Genomic DNA, 21,529 nt, shown 5'->3' with positions numbered 1-21,529 from the left:
GTTGGCTTGGAGGGACCTAGGCCTCGACGATCTCCAGCTTCGAGACCATCCGGATCGCCTTTGAGAAGTTCGCCAGGTTGACCGATGTCCTGGTGACGACGGCGTGAAGTTCTTCCAGCCGGTCGCGCGGGGCGTCGGTCGTCAGGCGAACGACGTAGCTGACCTCGTCGTAGCCGGGATTGACGCTCTCATCGAGCCCGAGGAAACCGCGAAGGTCGAGTTCGCCATCGGTCTCGATCTCGAGGCTGTGTACGGTGATGCCCATCGCCGCGGCATTGACGACGTAACCGACGGTCAGGCAGGCATTAAGCGCCGCCATCAGCAGCTCCTGGGGATTGGGCGCCGAATTCTGGCCGAGCAGTTCGGTCGGCTCGTCCGCGGCGATCTCGAAGTTGCGCTGATGCTCCAAACCGCCCAGCGAATAGTGGCTGACGGTCGCGACGGAGCGGGTCTGGCCGGCCCACTTCGTCTTGACGTTGAACCGCGCGCTGCGCTTCGACGGGTCTTCGGCAACCCCCATTGCGAACTGCTGCAGGGCGGTAACGTCGATGCCATTGGGATTGTCAGTCATGTGAGATGTCCTTGTTTCTGGATGTGGAGTGATGGTGGAAGAGGATCGTTTTCCCAGGCGGCGGGTAGCCGCCTTGTTAAGCCCTTATGGTCACCACAGACTTTGTCGTTGCCGCTCCAACCCGACTAGTTGGTTGGCTTCCATGGGGAAATGAATGCCGCAGTTCACCGAATCCCGGGGCCCGAGCGCGTGCCCGTTCTCAGGTCCCTTCGATGATGAGGCGGATGATGCCGTCGTCGATGACATCGCCGTCTTTGGTTGCCCAGTCGATGAAGCTGGAACCCTCCAGCAAACTTAACAGCATGAAGGCCTTCTGCCTGGCGCCGCACCCGAGCGGAATTTCGCCGCGGCCTATTCCCTGCTCGATAATCCCGCTCAGCCACTTGAGCTGAATGTCGAAGAAGCGTTTGGTCATCTTTTGCAGCCCAGCCGGGAGCGCCGACATTTCCGCGGCCAGCGCACCACACAAGGGCAAAAACCCGCTCTCGGTGCTCTTCCGGAACATTGTAAAGAAGGCTTCGAGACGTGCGATGACGCCACCGTTCTCGGCCTCGATCCGATCGAAGTCACGCCGGACCCGATCAATATAGGCTTCGACGATGGCGGTCCCGAGATCCTCCTTGGCGGGGAAATGATGGTGGATGGTCGGCTTGCTGATGCCCACCGTTTTGGCCAGATCCGCATAACTGAAGGCCGCATACCCTTTGGTCCGTATCAGACCCTCCGCGGTCTTTATCAGTGCATCACGTGTTCCGATTGCCATGGTCTTTCCATCCGCCTCGCCTCTTGGCGCGCGCCGTTCCAATTGCTTCACCTTACCGGTCGGCGCGCAGCCAGCCGATCGCTCGATCAAAGCTGCTCATAGGCTTCGAGCGCGCGGGAGGAATAGACATAGGCCCCTCTCTCGCGTGGCGGCCTCCACCTTATGGAAGGCGCTCGTAACCGGCGGGGTCGCTTTTGCCAATCCGCCGACCCGCTTGACCAGCGCGCCCAGTCTTTCGTTCCAGGTGTTCAATCGGATTGTCCCGCCAGCATGAACTTTGACTCTCTAACCTACCTACTAGTCGGTTGATAGGAGAGCGATCGCCCTCTGTCAAGCCCAAATGAAATTGTTGCCACGAAAGCGATGCCCCCTGAGGTAATGCGTTTGCCGGGCTTGACGAGCTACTGGCGGAATTGGGCGTCGGTGAATTGGTGTTATGCGGCGTCAATACGCACGCCTGCATCCGCATGGCTGCGGTGGACGCCTATCAACGGGATTTCCGGGTGGTCCTGGCCGAAGAATGCGTCGGCTCTTACGACGCAGAGCACGCGCGCCTCCCTGCATTACATGAACGGCTAGATAGCCAAAATAGCGACTGCTTCTGAGATCCTTAAACCTCTCGCGCAATCTAATGAACGTCTGAAAGGCACCGACTGCGGTCATCATCACGAGTACATCCGATAAAGCACAAGCGGGATCAGGCCCACTACAATTGCAATGACGGCGCGTTCCAACCATCGCATAATTTCGACTTCGAACGATTGCCCGATATCAAGTTACCCAGCATGTCACCGAGAAATTGGAGCAAATCACCCATCGTATATCCGGCCCCAAGTCGTCATCGCCCTGCCGCTGTGAATGCACTACATCATTCCCTTTTAGGTTGATGACATGGCGGCTTAGGGCCGCACCCTGCCCTTCGCGTTGTCGTTGCCAGACACTCAAAACCAACGCCGGGAATTCCTGCTCAGACCGCCCTGCGCGCTTGCCGCTCCTTATCAGAAGTCAATATCGCCGAAATCGCCACCGCCATCGGAGCCGGCATCGTCTGCCTGGTCGGAACCGCCCTCCTCTGCCTGTGACGCCGCCGGCTCGGTTGCCTGCGCTTGGCTTCCGCCAAACATGCCGGTGATGGCGTTGCCGAGAAGCACGCCGCCGGCCACGCCCATTGCAGTCTGCGCGGCTCCGGCGAGGAAACCGCCGCCTGCCCTTTGTTGATCATTGCCAGAAAGCGGCTCCTGCGGCGCAGCGGCAGCGGTGCGCCCGACCCGCGGGACCGAACCCGAGCGCCGCCGCCGAAGAGCCCGCCAAGCAATCCGCCGCCGGCAGACTGCTGTGCCTGTTGCTCCAGGTCTTCGATGCGGGACTGCGCCGCGTTCAGCACCTGTTCCTGAACAATGATCGTCTGCGCCATGTAGTATGGCGCGCCGGGCTGCCGGGCAATCTGATCGTTGATAAAGCGTTCCGCTTCGGCGTCGCGTGGCGGCGTCTGCCGCTCGACGTTGCCAAGTTTCTCGAAAAGAGTGGCGATCGCCTGCTGGTCGTTCCTGTCCATGGGAAGCAACTCCGATATCCAGTCGCGCCGCGTCCCGAGAGATTTTCGCGGCGCGTTTTCCAAGTCTCTGTTCATGCATGTCGCTGCTGCAAAAATGCTGCCGCGCGACATGCATGGATTTGACGCGGCTATTCGCGCTCGCCGGTGAAGTTCAACAGCAGCTGGAAGATGTTGATGAAGTTCAGATAGAGTGAGAATGCCCCGAAGACGGCGAGCTTCTGCTGCGATTCAGCACCAAAATTTTCCGCAAACTGCTCCTTGATCGTCTGGGTATCCCAGGCGGTGAGACCGATGAACACGGCGATGCCGATCACCGAGATAGCGAACTGGAGCGCGGTCGAGCCGAGGAAGATGTTGACGATGCTGGCGATCACCACGCCGATCAGACCCATGATCAGGAAGGACGAGAACTGGGTCAGGTCGCGTTTGGTCGTATAGCCGTAAAGGCTGGTCGCGCCGAACATGGTGGCGGCGATGAAGAAGGTGCGCGCGATGCTGGTCCCGGTGAACACCAGGAACACGGAGGCCAGCGACAGGCCCATGACCGCACAGAATGCCCAGAACATCGCCTGAGCGCCGGCTGCGGACATCGTCTGTATCCGGAACGAGAACAACAGCACGAAGGCGAGCGGCGCCAGCATCACCACCCACTTCAACGGAGTGGAAAAGATCGGCACGTAGAGGGCTGGCGTCGAAGCCACGACGAAGGCGATCACGCCGGTAACGACGAGGCCAATTCCCATGTAGTTGTAGACGCGCAGCATGTGCTGGCGCAGGCCCTCGTCATAGACGGCGCCGGTTTGGGCTCCGACCCCGGTGCGGTAACCTAGATTGGGGGTGTTCATGCGGCTTCTCCTTTGTGAAGGTCAGTAAAGCGTGTTGGCGAGCGTTTCTGCGGTGCGATCGAGATCGCGGACACCGCTTCGGGCGACGACTGCGTAAGCAACTTCGCCGATCTGGAAATAGGCCGAGGAAATTTCGCCCGACGGGGCGACGGTCGGCTGGACGACGTCGAACGTTCCGGGCCTGATCGCGAACAGCGAGACCAGTCCCAGGTCTGTTGTTTCGACAGCCATCTCGACGCTCGGGCCGAACTGCGATGGATAGATCTGGACGTCACGGACTTCCCAGTCCTTCGGCAGCGACGGCATGACGATCGCCGTGGCGGCGCGGATTTCGTCCGCATCGTAATCCGGCGCTTCGGGCTGGGATGACATCGCCTCGCGTATGATCGTCGTCCTGTGTGCCCGGATCGCCTCTTCCAGATAGACAGGCGGCTGGGTCGAGGCGACGACTTTCGTCACCGATATCGGCCCGACGATCCCGTTGGCCAACCAGCCCGCAGCCAGCAGGACTGCGACCGCCGCAGCTCGCTGCAACGTGCGCAAGGCGCGCCCTCGAGCCAGTCCCCGTTCCAGCCGCCGTGCCGCATCAGCCGTCGCCGGCCGCGCCATGCCCTTGCATCCGGCAAGCGCCACGCGCAGTTCGTCGCGCGTCCTGAGGTCGGACATGACGCGGGCGGCAGCCTCCGGACGGGCGGAAAGGAACGCCTCGACCTCAATGCGGCGGGCAACGTCCAGCTGGTCGTCGACATAGGCGTCGAGGTCGGCATCGGTCACCGGGTCGCGCAGTTCGCTCATCATGGACATCACGGGCCTCCCACGATCTTGAGGTGGCTTTTCGCATGTGCCGGCAATTTGTCCTCCATCTCGCGAAGCGCTGCGCGCGCCCTACCGATGCGCGACATCAGCGTTCCCAGCGGCACGCCGCTGGCCTCGGCCGCCTGGCTGTAGGTAAGTCCCTCGATGGCGACGAGATGCAGCGCCGAACGCTGCTCATCCGGCAAATTGAAAAAAGCTTCGCGTACCTGTGCCAGGCGGACGGAATGCTCCTGGGGTGCCTGCATGCTGGCGTCGGCAAGATATCCGGCTTGCTCGACCCGCGCCGCTTCGGATTTGCGGGACCGCAAGCCGTCAATGAAAGCGTTGTGGACGATCGACAGCAGCCATGCGCGCAGGTTTCCGCCGGATCGAAAGGTGCCGCGCCGCTCATAGGCACGCACCAGCGCGTCATGCACAAGATCCTCTGCTTCCGCGCTGTCGCGCGTCAGAGAACGCGCGTAGCGTCGCAAAGAACCCAGCTGTCCTACGATATCGAAGCGTGGCATCGACCCTCTCACGTCCTGTTTACGGAGCATGGCAGGCTTTTAATCCCGCTCTTTGAGTTTTTTGAGTTTTTTGCGATCCGGGATGTCAGGCACAGCCGGTACAACGCCACCAGTGCGCGTACGGCTTCCTTGTCCGGGAACGAGCGTCCCTCCCCGCAGCCGCCTCAATTCGCCGCGCGGTTTTAGCGCCACCGGGGATTTCGATGTTTATCCCTGAATTAATTTGTGACGCGAAAAATCGCGAAAGTGTCATCTTTTTCGGGGCACTTGCGAGTTATAGGCAGGAAACATTCACCGTCGAATCTTCCCTTCGCCGACGGCCCTTTGGGCCCGCTTTTGTTCAACGAATTATCGACCCAACATGACAAGCCCCGACATAACAGGCAATGTGCCAGCCCAGCGGGATACCCGCATCGATGTCTTCCGCGCGCTAGCGCTGCTGACGATCTTCGTCAACCACGTGCCGGGGACGATCTTCGAGTATGTCACGCACAAGAATTTCGGCTTTTCCGATTCGGCCGAAGCATTCGTGCTGATTTCGGGGATTGCCGTTGGACTCGCCTACGGACTGAAGTTCCAGCCGGGGAATCGGTTGCTCATCACCCTGAAGGCCTGGCGGCGTGCCGGTGTCCTCTATGTCACCCACGTCATGACCACTGTCGCGACGCTGGCGATCTTCTCGGCGGCTGCATTGCATTTCTCGCGGCCCGATCTTTTGAAGCTGATCAACATCCAGATGATCATTGAGGACACGCCGGAAGCGCTGCTCGGCATCGCGGCGCTCGGGCATCAGATCGGCTATAACAACATTCTTTCCATGTATGCCGTCGTACTTCTGATGATGCCGGTTTTCCTGTGGATCGGCACTTTCAGCCTGCGCCTGGTGCTCGCTGCGTCCGCTCTCCTCTGGCTCATCGTCGGCGTTTTCCAGATCGCGCCTTCAAATTTTCCCGGCGACGGCTTCTGGTTCCTGAACCCGCTCTCCTGGCAGTTTCTCTTCGTCATCGGCATCGCCGGCATGCTGCATATCAAGCGCGGCGGCGAAATCCGCTTCAACTGGATGATGGCGAGCGCGGCAGTCCTGTATCTGGTCGGCGCGCTGATCTGGGTGCGGTTGCCGCTTTGGGGCATCGAGACGGCCTCCGGCCTGCCTACTGTGCTGACTGGCTTCGACAAGACGTTCCTGTCGCTGTCGCGCCTCATGCACATTCTGGCGATCGCCTATTTGATCGTGGCAATCCCGGCGCTTTCCAACCTGGCGAAGACGAGGCCCGGACACCCGCTCGCGGTTCTCGGCAAGCATTCGCTGCCGGTCTTCATCGCCGGAACGATCCTCGCCATGATCGCGCAGGTCATGAAGGTCGTCAGCCCGGGCGGCCTCCTCTACGACGCGATCCTGATCTCGACAGGCATCGCGCTGCAGTTCGGCTTCGCCTACTACCTCGAATGGTTGCCGCGGATCGGTTGGGGCGGCAAGAAGCGGCAATCTGGAGCCGCCTTGCCGTCTGCTGCCCTCAAACCGGCATGATGGAACGGCGCGACGCGCCGTGCGTTCAAGGCCTTTCCCCGGTGCGAGCCTCGCCTCCAGGCCACGCTTTGGATTCCTGTGTCCAGTCTCCCGGTTGGCGGTTTTCAGCCTGGCGCAAATGAAAACCGCTGGCGCAGCACAGCCGATTTGCGTATCACTCCGCCGCCAACGGAGCCGCGCCGATGTTCGAAAACCTCCAGCCTGCCCCAGCCGACAAGATCCTCGCCTTGATCGGCCTCTATCGTGCCGATCCCCGCCCCGGCAAGGTCGACCTCGGCGTTGGCGTCTACAAGGATCGCGATGGCAAGACGCCGGTGATGCGCGCCGTGCGCGAAGCCGAAAAGCGATTGCTGCAGAGCCAGGATACCAAGACCTATCTTGGCCTTGCCGGCGATACCGGCTTCAACACGGCGATGGCGAGGCTGGTTTTTGGCCCTGCGGCCGAGCTGACGCGCATCCGTGCGGCGCAGGCGCCCGGCGGCTCGGGCGCGCTGCGGCTGGTGGCGGAACTGCTCAAGAGGACGCGATCCGACGCGACGATCTGGCTGTCGGACCCGACCTGGCCGAACCACATGCCGGTGATCCGCGCCGCCGGCTTGCAGATACGCGAATATCCCTACTTCGACGCAGCCTCAGGTGCTGTTCGCTTCGCCGACATGATGAGCGCGCTGGCGACCGCCAGGAGCGGCGACGTGGTGCTGCTGCATGGTTGTTGCCACAATCCGACAGGCGCCAATCTGGACACCGCGCAGTGGGCTGAAATAGCAGACCTCGTCGTCGAGCGCGGCCTGCTGCCCTTTGTCGACATTGCCTATCAGGGGTTTGCCGAGGGCCTTGACGCTGACGCCGCCGGCTTGCGCCTGCTGGCAGCGAAAGTCCCGGAAATAGTGGTTGCCTCGAGCTGCTCGAAGAACTTTGCCGTGTATCGCGACCGCGTCGGCGCGGCGATGATCCTGGCAAAAGACAGCGCGCAGGCGGATGTCGCGATGAGCCAGATGCTGTCGGCGGCGCGCGCCATGTACTCGATGCCGCCGGACCACGGCGCGGCCGCGGTGCGCATCGTGCTTGAAGACGCCACGCTGCGCGCCGACTGGGAAGCGGAGCTCGAGGAGATGCGCCTGCGCATGCTGCGGCTTCGGGTGCAGTTCGCCGAAGCGCTGCGGCGGCAGTCCAATTCCGATCGCTTCGATTTCGTCGCCAGCCATCGCGGCATGTTTTCCCGGCTTGGCCTGTCCGAAGCGCAGGTCGAGCGGCTGCGCGCCGAGCACGGCGTCTACATGGTCGGCGACAGCCGCATCAACGTCGCCGGCCTGCCGGAGGACGGCATGGACGCGCTCGCCAAGGCGATCGTCTCTGTGCTCGACTGAGGTTTTGAGCAGCAGCGCTGTGGACAATCGGCCCTCGCCTGCCGACGGCGTTGGCTACACCGTTGGACGCAGGCTAGCATGCGACCGATGAAACCCTCGAAAGACATTTCCCGGCTGATCGAGATCATGGCGGCGCTGCGGGCGCCGGAAACCGGCTGCCCGTGGGACGTCGAGCAGGATTTCTCGAGCATCGCGCCCTACACGATCGAGGAAGCCTACGAGGTGGCGGACGCCATCGCGCGTGGCGACCTGGACGATCTGCGCGACGAGCTCGGCGACCTGCTCCTGCAAGTCGTCTACCATGCGCAGATGGCCGAGGAGGCCGGTGAATTCGCCTTTGGCGACGTGGTCCAGGCCATCACCACAAAAATGATCCGCCGCCATCCGCATGTCTTCGGCGACGATGAGGCGCGCAGCGCCGGCATGGCTAAGGGCATGTGGGAGAAGATCAAGGCCGAGGAAAAAGCCGAAAAGCGAAATGCCCGCCTCGCCCGCGGGCACGATCCGGAGGATCATGGCAAGGGTTTTCTGGACAGCGTACCGGTCGCCCTGCCGGCTTTGACGCGGGCGCTCAAGCTGCAGGAAAAAGCGGCCCGCGTCGGCTTCGACTGGAGCGAGGCCACGCCGATCCTCGACAAGATCGAGGAAGAGATCGGCGAGTTGCGCCAGGCCCTTGCCAAGGGCGATACGGCTTCGATCAAGGACGAGTTCGGCGACATGCTGTTTGCCGTCGTCAATCTCGGGCGTCATCTCAAGGTTGATTCCGAAGCGGCGCTCAGCGGCACCAACGAGAAATTCCGGTCGCGGTTCCACTGGGTCGAGCACGCGCTGGAAAGGTCCGGAAACACCCTGGAAAAGGCGACGCTCGACGAGATGGAGGCGCTTTGGCAGCAAGCTAAAAGCGCGAAGTAACAGAAATTACCCGTTGTTTCTACGGTGCAATCTGGTTTCTATCTCTTCGTGTGCGCTTCGCGTCGCTTTGAGCGACACGGTTATACCGCCATCTTCATTGTCGGTGCGCGAGACCACGTCGCCATTGCGGTAGAGCCAGTCGACGAACCCAAGCTGGTCAGGCTTGAGCGTGACGGTCTGCGTTTCCAGTTCGCCTGAAACTCGTGTCTCGATGATCGCCTTCAGCACATCGATGCCCTCGCCGGTGGCGGCCGATATGGCAATCGGCGGTGCCTTGCTGCCGTCGATGCCGTCGGCGAGCAACCGCTCCCGGTTGCCTGCATCGAGCCGGTCGATCTTGTTCCACACTTCGATGACGCGCCTGCCGTCGCCGGCATCGACGCCGAGATCGGCGAGGATGCGCTCGACATCCTCGGCCTGGGCGGCCGTGTCGGGATCCGAAATATCGCGCAAATGGATGACGAGATCGGCCTCGACCACCTCTTCGAGCGTTGCCCGGAAGGCCGCGATCAGATGCGTCGGCAGGTCCGAAATGAAACCGACCGTGTCCGAAAGGATGACCGGCGTGCCGTGCGGCAGCCGCACCCGACGCAGTGTCGGGTCGAGCGTGGCGAACAGCATGTCCTCGGCCAGCACCCCAGCTCCGGTCAGCCTGTTGAACAGCGTCGACTTGCCGGCGTTGGTATAGCCGACTATGGCCACAACCGGGAACGGCACCTTCTTGCGCTTGGCGCGGTGCAGGTCACGGGTGCGTCGCACTGTTTCCAGCTCGTGCTTGAGCTTGTTGATCTTGTCCTGCAGGACACGGCGGTCCGACTCGATCTGCGTTTCGCCAGGGCCGCCGAGGAAACCGGCACCGCCGCGTTGGCGCTCGAGGTGAGTCCAGCTTCGCACCAGCCGGCCCTTCTGATAGTTGAGGTGCGCCAGATCGACCTGCAGCGTGCCTTCCTTGGTCCGCGCGCGCTCGCCGAAAATTTCCAGGATCAGGCCGGTGCGATCCAGCACCTTGGCGTTCAATTCCTTCTCCAAGTTGCGCTGCTGCACCGGCGTCAGCGGATGGTCGACAATGACCAGTTCGGCACGGCCCTCTTTGACGATCTCGGCGAACTTCGCGACCTTGCCGCTGCCGAGCAGAGTTGCAGGCCGGGGATCGTTGACGGTCACAACAGCGGTATGGATCGGGTCGAGGTTTATGGCTTGGGCAAGGCCGACCGCCTCGTCGTGGCGGGCCTCGGCAGAACGCGTCAGGCGCGGGCGATTGGTGTCTTCGTCGCCGCGCGGCTGGCGGGTAAGCACCGGCACGATGACCACGGCGCGGGTCGGGCCTTCGGCCTCCGCCCCCGGCTGATATGCTGGTTTTTCGCGAACGCTGCGATCCGCGTCTTTCTTACGTGCCAATCAGGCGCCCTGGCTTTCCTCGCCATCGAACATCTGAACCGGCTGGCTCGGCATGATCGTGGAAATGGCGTGCTTGTAGACGAGTTGGGAGTGGCCGTCTCGACGCAGCAGAACACAGAAATTGTCGAAGGAAGTGACCACGCCGGTCAGCTTCACGCCGTTGATGAGGAAGATGGTGAGTGGGTTTTTGCTTTTGCGAACTGAATTCAGGAACAGGTCCTGAAGATTTTGCGATCGTTCCGCCATTGTTCTTGTCTTTCGCCGATCCCCTTCGGTTTGCAGGCCAATGCGCCAAATTAACTGGCACATGTCAAGCGCGCAAACACCGTCTTGCCGTCAATAACGACAAGCAGAACGAGATATATTGATGTTCATTCCACCTGTGCGGTTATCAGGCTGGACTTTTTTCCGCAACGTCAAAAAAGGCGTGCCGCAAGGAAAGTGTTAGCGAGCCCGGATGGCCGTTGGCGACCGGAGCACCGTCGATCGCCACGATCGGCATGGCGATTGTGGTCGCGGAGCTGATGAAAACCTCGCGCGCGGCCTTGGCTTCGGCGACCGAAAAGCCCCGCTCCTCGATCTTCAGGCCGAGCTTGGCGGCCACGTCGAACAGCGTGGTGCGGGTGATGCCGCGCAGGATGCCGTGCTCGGCCGGACGCGTCACCAGCACGCCGTCCCTGGTGACGATCCAGGCGTTCGACGAGCCACCTTCCTTGACGGTGCCGTCGGCATCGACGAACCAGGCTTCCTGGGCGCCGGCTTCCTTGGCCTTCTGCTTGGCGAGCACATTTGGCAGCAGGCCGACCGACTTGATGTCGACCCGGTCCCAACGGTTCTCCGGCACGGTGATGACCTTGATTCCGCTTTCGGCCCTCTTGGCGGCAGCAGCGGGGTCGGCTTTCCTGGCGGTAACCACCAGCGACGGCTTCGTGCCTGCCGGGAAAGCAAAATCACGGCTGGCGACGCCGCGCGTCACCTGAAGATAGACCAGGCCATCGGCGACATGGTTGCGGCGGACCACCTCGCGCAGGATAATCGGCAACACGCCCGGCGTGACCGGCCAGTCGATCGACAATTCGGTCAGCGAGCGGTTCAGCCGTCCGAGATGGCGAGGCATATCGACGATGAAGCCGCGCGCCACCTCGCAGACCTCGTAGACACCGTCGGCGAACTGATAGCCACGGTCCTCGATATGCACGAAAGCGTCGGCGTGAGCGACATAGCGCCCGTTCACATAGGCAATGCGCGGCATGGGTCACCCCTGAAGAAGTCAGCGCATGGCCCCCGAAAATCGGAATCCATTTTTCGGGGAAGACCATGCGCAAAAAACAAAATGCTACAGCGTCCGTTGCGCGTCCCGAAAGACGTGCGGCAGCGTTTCTTATGCGATTCCGCCGCCGCCGTAACCGATAATTGCGTAGGCCACGACCGGATTGGCTGTCAGACGCCCAGCGACTTCAGCTTCCGGTGAAGCGCCGAGCGCTCCATGCCGATGAACTCGGCCGTCTTCGAGATGTTGCCGCCAAAACGGTTGATCTGGGCGATCAGATAGTCCTTCTCGAACTGTTCGCGCGCTTCACGCAACGGCAGTGCCATGATGTGCTGATCGGATTGGTTTGGCGTGCGCGGCATGACATCGCCGATCTCGGCAGGCAAGAGATCGGCGGTGATCGGTGCGTCGATATCGTCGCCGCGCGCCAGGATCATCAGCCGCTCGACGTTGTTGCGCAACTGACGAACGTTGCCTGGCCAGTTGTGCGCCTGCAGCACCGCCAGCGCGTCGTCGCCGATGCGCCGCGGCCGGATGCCGGCCTGGCGGGCGATCTGCTTCATGAAATTGTCGACAAGATAGGGGATGTCCTCACGCCGCTCGGCCAATCCCGGCACCATGACCGGAACCACCGCCAGGCGGTGATAGAGATCCTCGCGGAAACGACCGTCGGCGATCATCGCCTCCAGGTTCTGCGACGTCGACGAAATTATGCGGACATCGACCTTGACGCGTTTGGTGCCCCCTACCCGCTCGAACTGCTGCTCGACCAGCACGCGCAAGATCTTGTTTTGCGTTTCGCGCGGCATGTCGGCCACTTCGTCGATGTAGAGAATGCCGCGATGGGCTTCCTCAAGCGCCCCGACCTTGCGTTCGACCCCGTTTGATTCGGTGCCGAACAGCTCGACCTCCATGCGTTCGGGCGTGATGTTGGCGGCGCTCAGCGTGACAAACGGGGCGCCCTTGCGCGCCGACAGCGTGTGGATGGCGCGTGCCGCGAGTTCCTTGCCCGAGCCGGACGGGCCGATGATCATGACGCGGCTGTTGGTCGGCGCGACGCGCTCGATGGTCTGGCGCAACTGGCTCATCGCCGACGACATGCCGATCAGGTCGAAGGTCTCGCCGCTGCGCAGCTTGAGATCCGAAACCTCGCGTCTCAGCTTCGAAGTTTCAATCGCACGTTCGGCGATGAGGATCAGCCTGTCGGCCTTGAACGGTTTTTCGATGAAGTCGTAGGCGCCGCGGCGAATGGCCGAGACCGCCGTTTCGATGTTGCCGTGGCCCGAGATCATCACCACCGGCAGGCTCGGATGCATCGTCTTGATCTCGTCCAGCAGCGCCAGTCCGTCCAGACGTGAGCCTTGCAGCCAGATGTCGAGGAAAATCAGCCTCGGCGCCCGGTCGGCAATCGCCGCCAGGGCGCTGTCGGCGTCGAATGCCGTGCGGGTTTCGTGACCTTCGTCGCTCAGGATACCGGCGACAAGCTCGCGGATGTCTTCCTCGTCATCGACGATGAGAATGTCAGACGCCATTACCGACCTTTTCAGTTTCTCTTTCGGGTTCCGTCCTGCCTTCGCCGCGCGACGGCACAGTGGCGGCGAGTGGCAGGATGATGCTGATCATCGCGCCTCGCCCGTCGTGGAAATCCGCCGGCGCGTCATTCAATTCGAGCCGGCCGCCATGGTCCTCCACTATCTTCTTGACGATAGCGAGGCCGAGCCCGGTGCCCTTCTCGCGTGTCGTCATGTAAGGCTCGAGCAATCGCTGGCGGTTCTCGCGCGGCAAGCCCTTGCCGTTGTCGATGACATCGATGCGAATCGTACCATCCTGGCGCCCGGCTTGAATCCGGATTATGCCGTGCGAGCGGTCCTTTTGATCAAGTCCGTCAATCGCCTCGGCTGCGTTCTTGATGACGTTGCCAAAGGCCTGCGCCATCAGGCGGCTGTCGAACGTGCCTTTGAGCGGTTCGTTGCCGAATACGCGCTCGAAGGTGATATCGGAGCGGCTCACCTCGACGAGGAACGAGGCTTCGCGCAACGATTCGCGCAAATCGAGGGCCTTCATTTCGGGCTTGGGCATGCGTGCGAAAGCGGAGAACTCGTCGACCATGCGGCCGATGTCCTCCACTTGCCTGATGATCGTATCGGTGCACTGATCGAAAACCTCGCGGTCTTCGGTGATGACCTTGCCGTAGCGGCGCTTGATGCGCTCGGCCGAAAGCTGGATCGGCGTCAGCGGGTTCTTGATCTCGTGGGCGATGCGCCGCGCCACATCCGCCCAGGCCGAGGAACGCTGCGCCTGGACCAGATCGGTGATGTCGTCCACCGTCACGACATAGGATTTCTCCTCCGAACCGTCGTCGCCGGCCTCGACCGTGATCTGCACGTTGAAGGTGCGCTCCGCACCGGCGCGATAGAAGGTCACCTGTTCGCGATGGACAGGCTTGCCCGACTTGCGGCCGATCTCGAAGACGCGGCCGACATGCGGCAGCACGGCGGAGAGGTTTTGCCCGAGTGCGGCGGTGGCGGATATGGCCAGCATCGTTTCGGCCGAGCGGTTGACGATGGTGACGATGCCATACGGATCGACGCCGATAACGCCGGCGGTGACACCGGCAAGCACGGCTTCCGAAAAACGCCGCCGCTCGTCGATCAAATCCTTGGCGGACAGAATCTCGTTACGCTGCGATTTCAGTTCCAGCAGCATCTTGTTGAAGGTGTCGCCGAGCGAGGCGACGTCGCCGTCGGAGGGCCGAACCGGCACGGCAACGTCGAGATTGCCGGTCGCGACCTCGTCGGCCGCGCCGATGAGCTGGCGGATCGGCCGCACCAGGCGGTCGGCCACGGCGATGCCGGTCCAGATGGCGGACAGGATGATGATCAGCGTCAGCGACAAATAGGGAAGTGCAAAGGCCACCTGCGAGGTGCGGCGACTGTCTTCGAGGCCGCGATATTCGTCGCTGTTGGACCTGACAATCTGCCGCGCCTTGATCACCTCGGGATCGACGAGCCGGATGGTGTAGAGATAGAGCCCTTCGATCTCGCGCAGTTTGACGATGGCGCCCATGATGTTGCGCGTCTTCGGCTCGATCAGCACCGGCCTGCCGTCAGCGGCACCGCTCATGGCGCCTTCCGGCGGCTCCGGCATGGCAAAATCGGCGTCGGTCTTGGCGCTCATGACGAACGAACCGTCGGACCTGATCAGTGCGGCATGGGCCAGCGAGCGTCCAACGGCTTCCTTGTTCATCAGATCGAGGAAGCCGGTTCGATCGAGGCCGTAGAGCGTGCGGGAGGCGTCGAGATCGTAAGCCATCGACAGGGTCGTTCCCTGGAGGTTGCGCGCGTTCTCCTGCACATAGGCATCGGCTATCGACAGCGACGAATTGACGATCGTCTTGGTGCGGATTTCGAACCAGCGATCAAGACCGATATCGAGCGTGATCGAGGCGATGATCGCCACCATGATGGCGGGAATCGCGGCGACCAGCGCGAACATCGCGACGATCCGCACATGCAGCCGCGACGCCGCCTTGCCGCGCCGGCGCGCCATCACGATACGATGTACTTCGCGGCCAACCAGCGCGATCAGGAACAGGATGAACGCCGCATTGACGGCGATTAGCGCCAGCGTTGTGCTCTCGTCCGGCGTGATCGGCGTGGCACCGACGAGGATGGCGAAGGAGATCGCCGCCGTAACCAGCGCACCGGCAATTGCCACCACGCCCGGCAGCGCAAGCAGCCGGCGCCCGTCACTTGTGCGGGGTTCGCTGAAAAGCGTTTCGCTCAGTCTCGATGCCCGTGGAGCCATGTCGCCGTCTAGAGCCAGTGATTGCGTCGGATGTATGCAACGCATTGTGGCGATTATGCAACAAGTGTGGCCTGGACGGAACTGTTTCGGCGCTCGATCCCCGGAAAAGGCTTCGCTCTGTCTCACCGGCCCGAAATTCGGGCACGATTTGATGAAAGAAAACGGCGCTCTAAGCTTGCCTGGTCGATTTGTAGACGTTGACGCCGAGTTCGCGAATCTTCTTGCGCAGGGTGTTGCGGTTGAGCCCGAGGAGTTCCGCAGCCTTGATCTGGTTGCCGCGGGTTGCCGTCATCGACGCGAGCACCAGCGGATATTCGACCTCGGAAAGGATGCGCTGATAGAGACCGGCGGGCGGCAAATCGCCGGCGAACGACGCAAAATAGCGCTGCAGGAAATGTTCCACCGCCTGGCCGATGGACAGATCGTCGGGTATGAGGTTGCCGCCGCCGGGAACGACCGGCCGCTCGCCGGTCTTCAGTTCCGCCTCGATGACTTCGGCGGAAATCTCGTCCTGCGAATAGAGCGCGGCAAGTCTGCGGACAAGATTTTCGAGCTCGCGCACGTTGCCTGGCCACGGATAGCGCTTCATCAGCTCGATGCCGCCCGTGGAAATGCGCTTGGTCTGCAGGCCTTCGCTGGCGCCAAGCTTGAAGAAGTGCCGGACGAGATCCGGAACGTCCTCGGACCGCTCGCGCAGCGCCGGCAGCCTTAGCGGCACGACATTCAGGCGATAGAACAGATCCTCGCGGAAAAGCCCCTGATTGATCAGCGTGCGCAGATCCTTGTTGGTGGCGGCGACGATCCGCACGTCGGTCTTGATCGGCGTGCGGCCGCCGACGGTGGTGTATTCGCCCTGTTGCAGGACACGCAGCAGGCGGGTCTGCGCCTCCATCGGCATGTCGCCGATCTCGTCAAGGAAGAGCGTGCCGCCTTCGGCCTGCTCGAAACGGCCGGTGGAGCGGTTCTGCGCGCCGGTGAAGGCGCCTTTCTCGTGCCCGAACAGTTCCGATTCGATCAGGTCGCGCGGGATCGCAGCCATGTTGATCGCAACGAAGGGGCCGCCGCGGCGGCGGCCATACTCGTGCAGCGCGCGCGCCACCAGTTCCTTGCCGGTGCCCGATTCGCCTGAAATCATTACCGTCAGGTCGGTCTGCATCATGCGCGCCAGCATGCGGTAGATATCCTGCATGGCGGCCGAGCGGCCGACCAGCGGCATCGTTTCCGGCGGCTCGTCCGCCCGTGCATCGATCTTCGGCCGTCGGGGCTCGGAAAGCGCCCGGTTGACGATGTTGAGAAGCTCGGTCAGGTCGAACGGTTTCGGCAGATATTCGTAGGCGCCGGTTTCGGAAGCGCGAATCGCGGTCATGAACGTGTTCTGGGCGCTCATGACGATGACGGGCAGTTCCGGTCGCGCCTTCTTGATGCGCGGCAGCATGTCGAAGGCGTTTTCGTCGGGCATAACCACGTCGGTGATGACGAGATCGCCCTCGCCCGCCGCCACCCAGCGCCACAGCGTCGAGGCGTTGGACGTCACGCGCACCTCGTGGCCGACGCGCGAAAGCGCCTGATTGAGGACGGTGCGGATGGCCGCATCGTCGTCGGCGACGAGAATATTGCCGCGAACCGTCATTTGCGGTCTCCTTCGCCATCGTCGTCTGTGCCGAACGGCGTTTCTTTCCAGGCTGGCATCAGGATGCGGAAGGTGGTTGCGCGCGGCGTCGAATCGCATTCGATGATGCCGCCATGCTCGCCGACGATTTTCGCGACCAGCGCCAGACCAAGCCCCGACCCGTTCGGCTTGGTGGTGATGAAGGGGTCGAACAGGATCGGCAGGATATCTTCGGAGACGCCAGAACCGTTGTCGCGCACGCAAAATTCCAGCGGCAGCGACACGCGGCCCTGCGATCCTGGAACGGAAACACGGATGCCCGGCCGGAACGCGGTCGACAGGGTGATCTCGCCTTGCGGATCGCCGCCAATGGCCTCGGCCGCATTCTTGACCAGGTTGAGGAACACCTGGATGAGCTGGTCGCGGTTGGCGAAAACCGGAGGCAATGATGGATCATAATCCTCCAATATCTTGATCCGCTTGGCAAAACCGTTCTTGGCAATCGCCTTCACATGGTCGAGCACGACATGGATGTTGACCGGATAGCGATCGACGGGCCGCTCGTCGGAAAACACCTCCATGCGATCGACCAGCGAGACGATGCGGTCGGTCTCGTCGGTGATCAGCCGGGTCAGCGCGCGATCCTCGTCGGAAGCCGACAGTTCGAGCAGTTGGGCGGCGCCCCGGATGCCGGATAGCGGGTTCTTGATCTCGTGGGCAAGCATCGCGGCAAGGCCGGTCACCGAGCGTGCCGCACCGCGGTGCGTCATCTGCCGGTCGATCTTGTCGGCCATCGACCGTTCCTGGAACATCACCACGACGGAGCCCGGGAATTCCGACACCGGCGCGACATAGAGGTCGACGACCTTCTCGATGCCGAGGCGCGGCGACGATACGTCGACCCGGTATTCGTTGACGGGTGCCCGGCGCTCGCGCACCTGGTCGACAAGCGTCAGCAACGGACTGCCGAAGGGAATGAGCTTGGGTAATGTGTTGCGGGCAAGCATGGTCGCGCTCGAGCGGAAGAAATCCTCGGCATCGGCATTGGCGAAGGTGATGAACCCTTCCGCATCGAGCATGATCACCGGGCGGCGGATGGTGTTGAGCACGATGTGTGCGGCGTCCGCCATGTCCATATTCTGTGCAACGGTGGCATTCATGCTGCGCTCCGCAGGTTCATCGCCTCGGCAGCGCTTGAAAACACCTCGCGCAACGCGGCGATGACGCGGACGGGCTCGAAGCAGGTAAGGATGGCCTTTCGCTGCTCATCGACGATGCCAGCGGCGTGGCGGTCGAGATACCAGCCAAGATGCTTGCGCGCCTGTCGCACGCCGCTTTCGATGCCGTAGAGCGATAGCATGTCGTGGTAGTGAGCAACGACGTAGTCGGCCAGCGCTTGCGTGCTTTCCGGCACACCGGGCGTCATCTCTTTTGCCGCGGCTGCCGCGATGCTGCCTGCCGTCCAGGGTGCGCCGTAGTGGGCGCGGCCGATCATCACCGCGTCGGCGCCCGACTGGTCGAGGATCATTGCTGCCTCCGCCGGCGAGCCGACATCGCCATTGGCAACGACCGGGATCGAAACAGCCTGCTTTATGCGTGCGATGGCGCGCCAGTCGGCCTTGCCCTGGTAGAACTGGCAGCGCGTGCGGCCATGTACCGTCACCATCTGAACCCCCGCCTGCTCGGCGCGGCGCGCCAGTATCGGCGCATTGAGCGCGCTTTCGTCCCAGCCGAGTCGCATCTTGACCGTGACCGGCACCTCGACGGCGCCGACCACCGCCCCGATCAGCGACAAAGCGTGATCGAGATCGCGCATCAGCGCCGAACCGGCATAGCCGCCCGTCACCTTCTTGGCCGGGCAGCCCATGTTGATGTCGATGATGTCGGCGCCCTCGCCCGCGGCTATACGGGCGCCCTCTGCCATATGCACCGCCTCACGGCCGGCAAGCTGGACCATGTGCACCGGCAGCCCGGAATGGCGGATGCGCAGGCCGCAACCGGCTCTGCCCCTGGCAAGTTCGCCGCTCGCCACCATCTCCGACACCACCAACCCGGCGCCATGCGCATAGGCACGCTGCCGGAACGGCTCATCGGTTATGCCCGACATGGGGGCGAGAAAAGCGCGATTGCGGATTCTCACACGACCCACATCCAGCGGAGATGCCAATTTGGTCAGGTCAAGCATGCACAAAAACCAAGCATTTTTAATAGCTGCACATTCACTAGCCAGAATGGCGGCAATGTGCAACGCGCAATGACGTCGCATTAAGGCGCATTTGGGAAAATGCTGGCACTAGCCAAAGTGCGATGCGTGTTGGGGACGCTATTGGCACTTTGCATCTGCGCATGATCTGTTCCGAAAAGCGATTCCACTTTTTGGGATGATGCGCTAAGCGTCTCGGCATGACAGACGCAAGCGAAAAGCAGGCTTTGGCTGCGGACGACAAGGTTGCCGTCGTTATCGTCGCCGCCGGCCGCGGCGCGCGCGCCGGTCAGGCCGACGGGCCGAAGCAATACCAAAGGATCGGCGGCCGTGCCGTCATCGCGCGCACATTGGACGTGTTTTTGGCGCATCCGCGAATCGGTCCTGTCGTCGTCGCCATTCATGCCGACGACAGCGAGCTTTTTCGCAGCGCCGCCGGCGCCAACGCCGATCGGGTCGTCACGGTGACTGGTGGCGCGTCCAGGCAGGACTCCGTGCGGCTCGGATTGCTTGCGCTGAGAAGCCATGCGCCGCGCCGGGTTCTGGTCCATGATGCCGTCCGCCCGTTCGTCGACGCGGAATTGATAGACCGCACGGTCGCCGCCATCGGCGAGCGCCAGGGAGCGCTGCCTGCCCTGCCCGTCGCCGATACGCTGAAACGTGAATCGGCCGCCGGCATGATCGGCGAGACGGTTTCCAGGAACGGGCTTCATGCCGCGCAGACGCCGCAGGGCTTCCCGTTCTGGCCGATCCTGGCTGCCCACGAAAAGGCCCATCATCTGGGCAAGGCGGACTTCACCGACGACGCCGCGATTGCCGAATGGGCGAATATTCCAGTGAAAATCGTCCCGGGCTCGCCGGAAAATGTCAAACTCACCTGGGCAAGGGATATCTCGATGGCGGATCAGCGGCTTTCCGGCGAACGGCCGCGTTTTCCGGACATCCGCACCGGCAATGGCTACGACGTCCATGCCTTCGAGCCCGGCGACCATGTCGTCCTGTGCGGCGTCTCCATCCCGCACGACAAGAAGCTGTCCGGCCATTCGGACGCCGATGTCGGCCTGCACGCCTTGACCGACGCGCTGCTCGCCACTTGCGGCGCCGGCGACATCGGCACGCATTTCCCGCCATCGGACCCGCAGTGGAAAGGCGTGGACTCGCGGATCTTCGTCGAGCATGCGGCAGAACTGGTACGCGCGCGCGGCGGGCGCATCGCCAATGCCGACATCACGCTGATCTGCGAGGCGCCGCGCGTCGGCCCGCATCGCGAAGCGATGACCGAAATCCTTTCGGCAATGCTGGCGATTTCCCGGGACCGCATCTCGATCAAGGCGACAACCAACGAAAAGCTCGGCTTTGTCGGACGCGAGGAAGGCATAGCCGCCATCGCGACCGCCAGCGTCGTGTTTCCAGGTGATGTCCCCGAATGAGCAACAGCGATCTCGCAGATGCCCTGCTTCAAGCCTGCCAACAGCGCGGCATCATGCTGGCGACGGCCGAGAGCTGCACCGGCGGCATGATCATCGCCGCCTTGACCGACATCGCCGGCTCTTCGACAGTGGTTGACCGCGGTTTCATCACCTATTCCAACGAGGCCAAGACTGAGATGCTCGGCGTTTCCGCCGCCACGCTCGAGGCGCACGGCGCGGTCTCACGGGAAACGGCGGTCGAGATGGCGGCCGGCGCCTTGGACCATTCGCGCGCCGGGCTAACCCTTGCCGTCACCGGCATTGCCGGTCCGGGCGGCGGCTCGACGGAAAAGCCCGTCGGCCTGGTCTGGTTCGGTATCGCCTTGACCGGCCGGCCGGTCGTCAGCGAATGCCAGTTGTTTGCCGACAAAGGCCGCAAGTTCATCCGCCGGGAGACGGTCAGGCACGCGCTTGAACTGGGCTTGCGCGCGCTCGCTGCGGATCAGGCTGCCGGCGCTGCGCCATAGATGACGTCGGCGCGCTTCTCGAACGCCTCGGAAAACATGCGGAAGGCGCGATCGAACATCGCTCCCATCACCGCACCCAGAATACGACTCTTGAATTCGTAGTCGATGAAGAAGCAGACATTGCAGCCGCCGTCGGCCGGCTCGAAACGCCAGGCATTGCTCAGATATTTGAACGGACCGTCGATATATTTGACGTCGATGGCCTTCTCGTCAGGCTTTAGCAACACCTGCGTGGTGAAAGTCTCGCGGATCGCCTTGTAGCCAATGCTCATGTCGGCGACGAGGAGGGTGCGTCCGTCGCGTTCCTTGCGCGAGCGAACCGTCAGCGCCTCGCAAAGCGGCAGGAATTGCGGATAGGATTCGACATCGGCGACCAGAGCGAACATCTGTTCCGGCGTATGCGCAACGCGGCGATGGGCTTCGAATTGTGGCATGAAACCAGT

General features: G+C 62.5%; 21 protein-coding genes and 1 pseudogene. 6 read left to right on the top strand and 16 right to left on the bottom strand.

The window, feature by feature from the left end:
* Nucleotides 1-16 precede the first annotated feature (16 nt).
* Together AC0L2M_RS24545 and AC0L2M_RS24540 are read right to left on the bottom strand one after the other, a co-directional pair.
* Entirely contained in the window at nt 17-571 is a 555-nt protein-coding gene (locus AC0L2M_RS24545; protein ID WP_128174500.1) for an OsmC family protein, read from the bottom strand.
* A 199-nt stretch (nt 572-770) separates the two neighbouring features.
* A complete protein-coding gene (locus AC0L2M_RS24540; protein WP_198032817.1) occupies nt 771-1,424 on the bottom strand; it encodes a TetR/AcrR family transcriptional regulator in 654 nt (217 codons plus the stop codon).
* 341 nt (nt 1,425-1,765) lie between these two features.
* Here AC0L2M_RS24540 and AC0L2M_RS24535 point away from each other — a divergent pair, with 341 nt between their 5' ends.
* Nucleotides 1,766-1,939: an isochorismatase family protein gene (locus AC0L2M_RS24535; RefSeq protein ID WP_353682583.1), complete on the top strand. Its 174-nt coding sequence runs from the start codon at nt 1,766-1,768 to the stop codon at nt 1,937-1,939.
* Between the two features lie 393 nt (nt 1,940-2,332).
* Here the strand turns inward: AC0L2M_RS24535 and AC0L2M_RS24530 are convergent, their stop codons facing one another.
* From AC0L2M_RS24530 to AC0L2M_RS24510, 5 genes and pseudogenes are all read right to left on the bottom strand, one after another.
* The gene (locus AC0L2M_RS24530; RefSeq protein WP_473536161.1) at nt 2,333-2,650 is read right to left on the bottom strand and encodes a DUF2076 family protein; all 318 of its coding nucleotides are present in this window, start codon (nt 2,648-2,650) and stop codon (nt 2,333-2,335) included.
* Nucleotides 2,651-2,668: 18 nt separating this feature from the next.
* Nucleotides 2,669-2,889, bottom strand: a pseudogene (locus AC0L2M_RS24525) (DUF2076 domain-containing protein); the annotation flags it as partial.
* 128 nt (nt 2,890-3,017) lie between these two features.
* Nucleotides 3,018-3,734 (bottom strand): Bax inhibitor-1/YccA family protein, encoded by a 717-nt coding sequence (locus AC0L2M_RS24520; protein WP_023799215.1) that lies wholly within the window; start codon nt 3,732-3,734, stop codon nt 3,018-3,020.
* Nucleotides 3,735-3,755: 21 nt separating this feature from the next.
* Nucleotides 3,756-4,529 (bottom strand): anti-sigma factor family protein, encoded by a 774-nt coding sequence (locus tag AC0L2M_RS24515; protein WP_473479148.1) that lies wholly within the window; start codon nt 4,527-4,529, stop codon nt 3,756-3,758.
* An 8-nt stretch (nt 4,530-4,537) separates the two neighbouring features.
* The gene (locus tag AC0L2M_RS24510) at nt 4,538-5,056 is read right to left on the bottom strand and encodes a sigma-70 family RNA polymerase sigma factor (RefSeq protein ID WP_287230473.1); all 519 of its coding nucleotides are present in this window, start codon (nt 5,054-5,056) and stop codon (nt 4,538-4,540) included.
* 361 nt (nt 5,057-5,417) lie between these two features.
* Here AC0L2M_RS24510 and AC0L2M_RS24505 point away from each other — a divergent pair, with 361 nt between their 5' ends.
* From AC0L2M_RS24505 to mazG, 3 genes are all read left to right on the top strand, one after another.
* Nucleotides 5,418-6,584, top strand: a complete 1,167-nt coding sequence (locus AC0L2M_RS24505) for an OpgC family protein (protein ID WP_473536115.1) — start codon at nt 5,418-5,420, stop codon at nt 6,582-6,584.
* 182 nt (nt 6,585-6,766) lie between these two features.
* Nucleotides 6,767-7,951 carry an amino acid aminotransferase gene (locus tag AC0L2M_RS24500; protein ID WP_473536114.1) on the top strand — a complete coding sequence of 395 codons (1,185 nt, stop codon included), beginning with the start codon at nt 6,767-6,769 and terminating at the stop codon, nt 7,949-7,951.
* An 87-nt stretch (nt 7,952-8,038) separates the two neighbouring features.
* Nucleotides 8,039-8,863, top strand: coding sequence for a nucleoside triphosphate pyrophosphohydrolase (mazG, locus tag AC0L2M_RS24495; protein ID WP_473536113.1), 825 nt, complete (start codon nt 8,039-8,041; stop codon nt 8,861-8,863).
* A gap of 6 nt (nt 8,864-8,869) precedes the next feature.
* On the opposite strand, the gene hflX is transcribed toward mazG, so the two are convergent.
* The 8 genes from hflX to dusB all read right to left on the bottom strand — a co-directional run bounded on the left by hflX (nt 8,870) and on the right by dusB (nt 19,132).
* Nucleotides 8,870-10,261, bottom strand: coding sequence for a GTPase HflX (gene hflX / locus AC0L2M_RS24490; protein ID WP_473536112.1), 1,392 nt, complete (start codon nt 10,259-10,261; stop codon nt 8,870-8,872).
* The gene (gene hfq / locus AC0L2M_RS24485) at nt 10,262-10,507 is read right to left on the bottom strand and encodes an RNA chaperone Hfq (protein WP_006202172.1); all 246 of its coding nucleotides are present in this window, start codon (nt 10,505-10,507) and stop codon (nt 10,262-10,264) included.
* 145 nt (nt 10,508-10,652) lie between these two features.
* Nucleotides 10,653-11,513, bottom strand: a complete 861-nt coding sequence (locus AC0L2M_RS24480) for a D-amino-acid transaminase (protein WP_473536111.1) — start codon at nt 11,511-11,513, stop codon at nt 10,653-10,655.
* Between the two features lie 188 nt (nt 11,514-11,701).
* Nucleotides 11,702-13,063, bottom strand: coding sequence for a nitrogen assimilation response regulator NtrX (ntrX, locus tag AC0L2M_RS24475; protein WP_027153990.1), 1,362 nt, complete (start codon nt 13,061-13,063; stop codon nt 11,702-11,704).
* A complete protein-coding gene (locus AC0L2M_RS24470) occupies nt 13,053-15,338 on the bottom strand; it encodes a sensor histidine kinase NtrY-like (RefSeq protein ID WP_473536110.1) in 2,286 nt (761 codons plus the stop codon). Before AC0L2M_RS24470 ends, ntrX begins: the two co-directional genes overlap by 11 nt.
* Before the next feature lie 169 nt (nt 15,339-15,507).
* On the bottom strand, nt 15,508-16,968 hold the full coding sequence (ntrC, locus tag AC0L2M_RS24465; RefSeq protein ID WP_023799224.1) for a nitrogen regulation protein NR(I): 1,461 nt from the start codon (nt 16,966-16,968) through the stop codon (nt 15,508-15,510).
* Nucleotides 16,965-18,107 (bottom strand): two-component system sensor histidine kinase NtrB, encoded by a 1,143-nt coding sequence (locus AC0L2M_RS24460; RefSeq protein ID WP_023799225.1) that lies wholly within the window; start codon nt 18,105-18,107, stop codon nt 16,965-16,967. The genes ntrC and AC0L2M_RS24460 overlap by 4 nt, the downstream gene beginning before the upstream one ends.
* On the bottom strand, nt 18,104-19,132 hold the full coding sequence (gene dusB, locus AC0L2M_RS24455; protein ID WP_473536109.1) for a tRNA dihydrouridine synthase DusB: 1,029 nt from the start codon (nt 19,130-19,132) through the stop codon (nt 18,104-18,106). Before dusB ends, AC0L2M_RS24460 begins: the two co-directional genes overlap by 4 nt.
* Nucleotides 19,133-19,350: 218 nt before the next feature.
* On the opposite strand from dusB, the gene AC0L2M_RS24450 reads away from it, so the two are divergent.
* Both AC0L2M_RS24450 and AC0L2M_RS24445 read left to right on the top strand, forming a co-directional pair.
* The gene (locus tag AC0L2M_RS24450; RefSeq protein WP_473536108.1) at nt 19,351-20,580 is read left to right on the top strand and encodes a bifunctional 2-C-methyl-D-erythritol 4-phosphate cytidylyltransferase/2-C-methyl-D-erythritol 2,4-cyclodiphosphate synthase; all 1,230 of its coding nucleotides are present in this window, start codon (nt 19,351-19,353) and stop codon (nt 20,578-20,580) included.
* Entirely contained in the window at nt 20,577-21,086 is a 510-nt protein-coding gene (locus AC0L2M_RS24445; RefSeq protein WP_023799228.1) for a CinA family protein, read from the top strand. The genes AC0L2M_RS24450 and AC0L2M_RS24445 overlap by 4 nt, the downstream gene beginning before the upstream one ends.
* Here AC0L2M_RS24445 and AC0L2M_RS24440 read toward each other — a convergent pair.
* Nucleotides 21,062-21,520: a type II toxin-antitoxin system RatA family toxin gene (locus AC0L2M_RS24440; RefSeq protein ID WP_023799229.1), complete on the bottom strand. Its 459-nt coding sequence runs from the start codon at nt 21,518-21,520 to the stop codon at nt 21,062-21,064. The genes AC0L2M_RS24445 and AC0L2M_RS24440 overlap by 25 nt on opposite strands.
* Nucleotides 21,521-21,529 lie beyond the last annotated feature (9 nt).

Source organism: Mesorhizobium sp. WSM4806 (assembly GCF_055811635.1).
The sequence above is the reverse complement of the archived record's forward strand: the minus strand, read 5'-3'. Positions and strand labels throughout refer to the sequence as shown.

Bases quoted from the DNA above. Each gene is read 5' to 3' on its own strand.
- AC0L2M_RS24545 (WP_128174500.1), bottom strand. From the start codon at position 571: ATGACTGACAATCCCAATGGCATCGACGTTACCGCCCTGCAGCAGTTC.
- AC0L2M_RS24520 (WP_023799215.1), bottom strand. From the start codon at position 3,734: ATGAACACCCCCAATCTAGGTTACCGCACCGGGGTCGGAGCCCAAACC.
- AC0L2M_RS24515 (WP_473479148.1), bottom strand. From the start codon at position 4,529: ATGAGCGAACTGCGCGACCCGGTGACCGATGCCGACCTCGACGCCTAT.
- AC0L2M_RS24510 (WP_287230473.1), bottom strand. From the start codon at position 5,056: ATGCCACGCTTCGATATCGTAGGACAGCTGGGTTCTTTGCGACGCTAC.
- AC0L2M_RS24505 (WP_473536115.1), top strand. From the start codon at position 5,418: ATGACAAGCCCCGACATAACAGGCAATGTGCCAGCCCAGCGGGATACC.
- AC0L2M_RS24500 (WP_473536114.1), top strand. From the start codon at position 6,767: ATGTTCGAAAACCTCCAGCCTGCCCCAGCCGACAAGATCCTCGCCTTG.
- mazG (WP_473536113.1), top strand. From the start codon at position 8,039: ATGAAACCCTCGAAAGACATTTCCCGGCTGATCGAGATCATGGCGGCG.
- hfq (WP_006202172.1), bottom strand. From the start codon at position 10,507: ATGGCGGAACGATCGCAAAATCTTCAGGACCTGTTCCTGAATTCAGTT.
- AC0L2M_RS24480 (WP_473536111.1), bottom strand. From the start codon at position 11,513: ATGCCGCGCATTGCCTATGTGAACGGGCGCTATGTCGCTCACGCCGAC.
- ntrX (WP_027153990.1), bottom strand. From the start codon at position 13,063: ATGGCGTCTGACATTCTCATCGTCGATGACGAGGAAGACATCCGCGAG.
- AC0L2M_RS24470 (WP_473536110.1), bottom strand. From the start codon at position 15,338: ATGGCTCCACGGGCATCGAGACTGAGCGAAACGCTTTTCAGCGAACCC.
- ntrC (WP_023799224.1), bottom strand. From the start codon at position 16,968: ATGACGGTTCGCGGCAATATTCTCGTCGCCGACGACGATGCGGCCATC.
- AC0L2M_RS24460 (WP_023799225.1), bottom strand. From the start codon at position 18,107: ATGAATGCCACCGTTGCACAGAATATGGACATGGCGGACGCCGCACAC.
- dusB (WP_473536109.1), bottom strand. From the start codon at position 19,132: ATGCTTGACCTGACCAAATTGGCATCTCCGCTGGATGTGGGTCGTGTG.
- AC0L2M_RS24450 (WP_473536108.1), top strand. From the start codon at position 19,351: ATGACAGACGCAAGCGAAAAGCAGGCTTTGGCTGCGGACGACAAGGTT.
- AC0L2M_RS24445 (WP_023799228.1), top strand. From the start codon at position 20,577: ATGAGCAACAGCGATCTCGCAGATGCCCTGCTTCAAGCCTGCCAACAG.
- AC0L2M_RS24440 (WP_023799229.1), bottom strand. From the start codon at position 21,520: ATGCCACAATTCGAAGCCCATCGCCGCGTTGCGCATACGCCGGAACAG.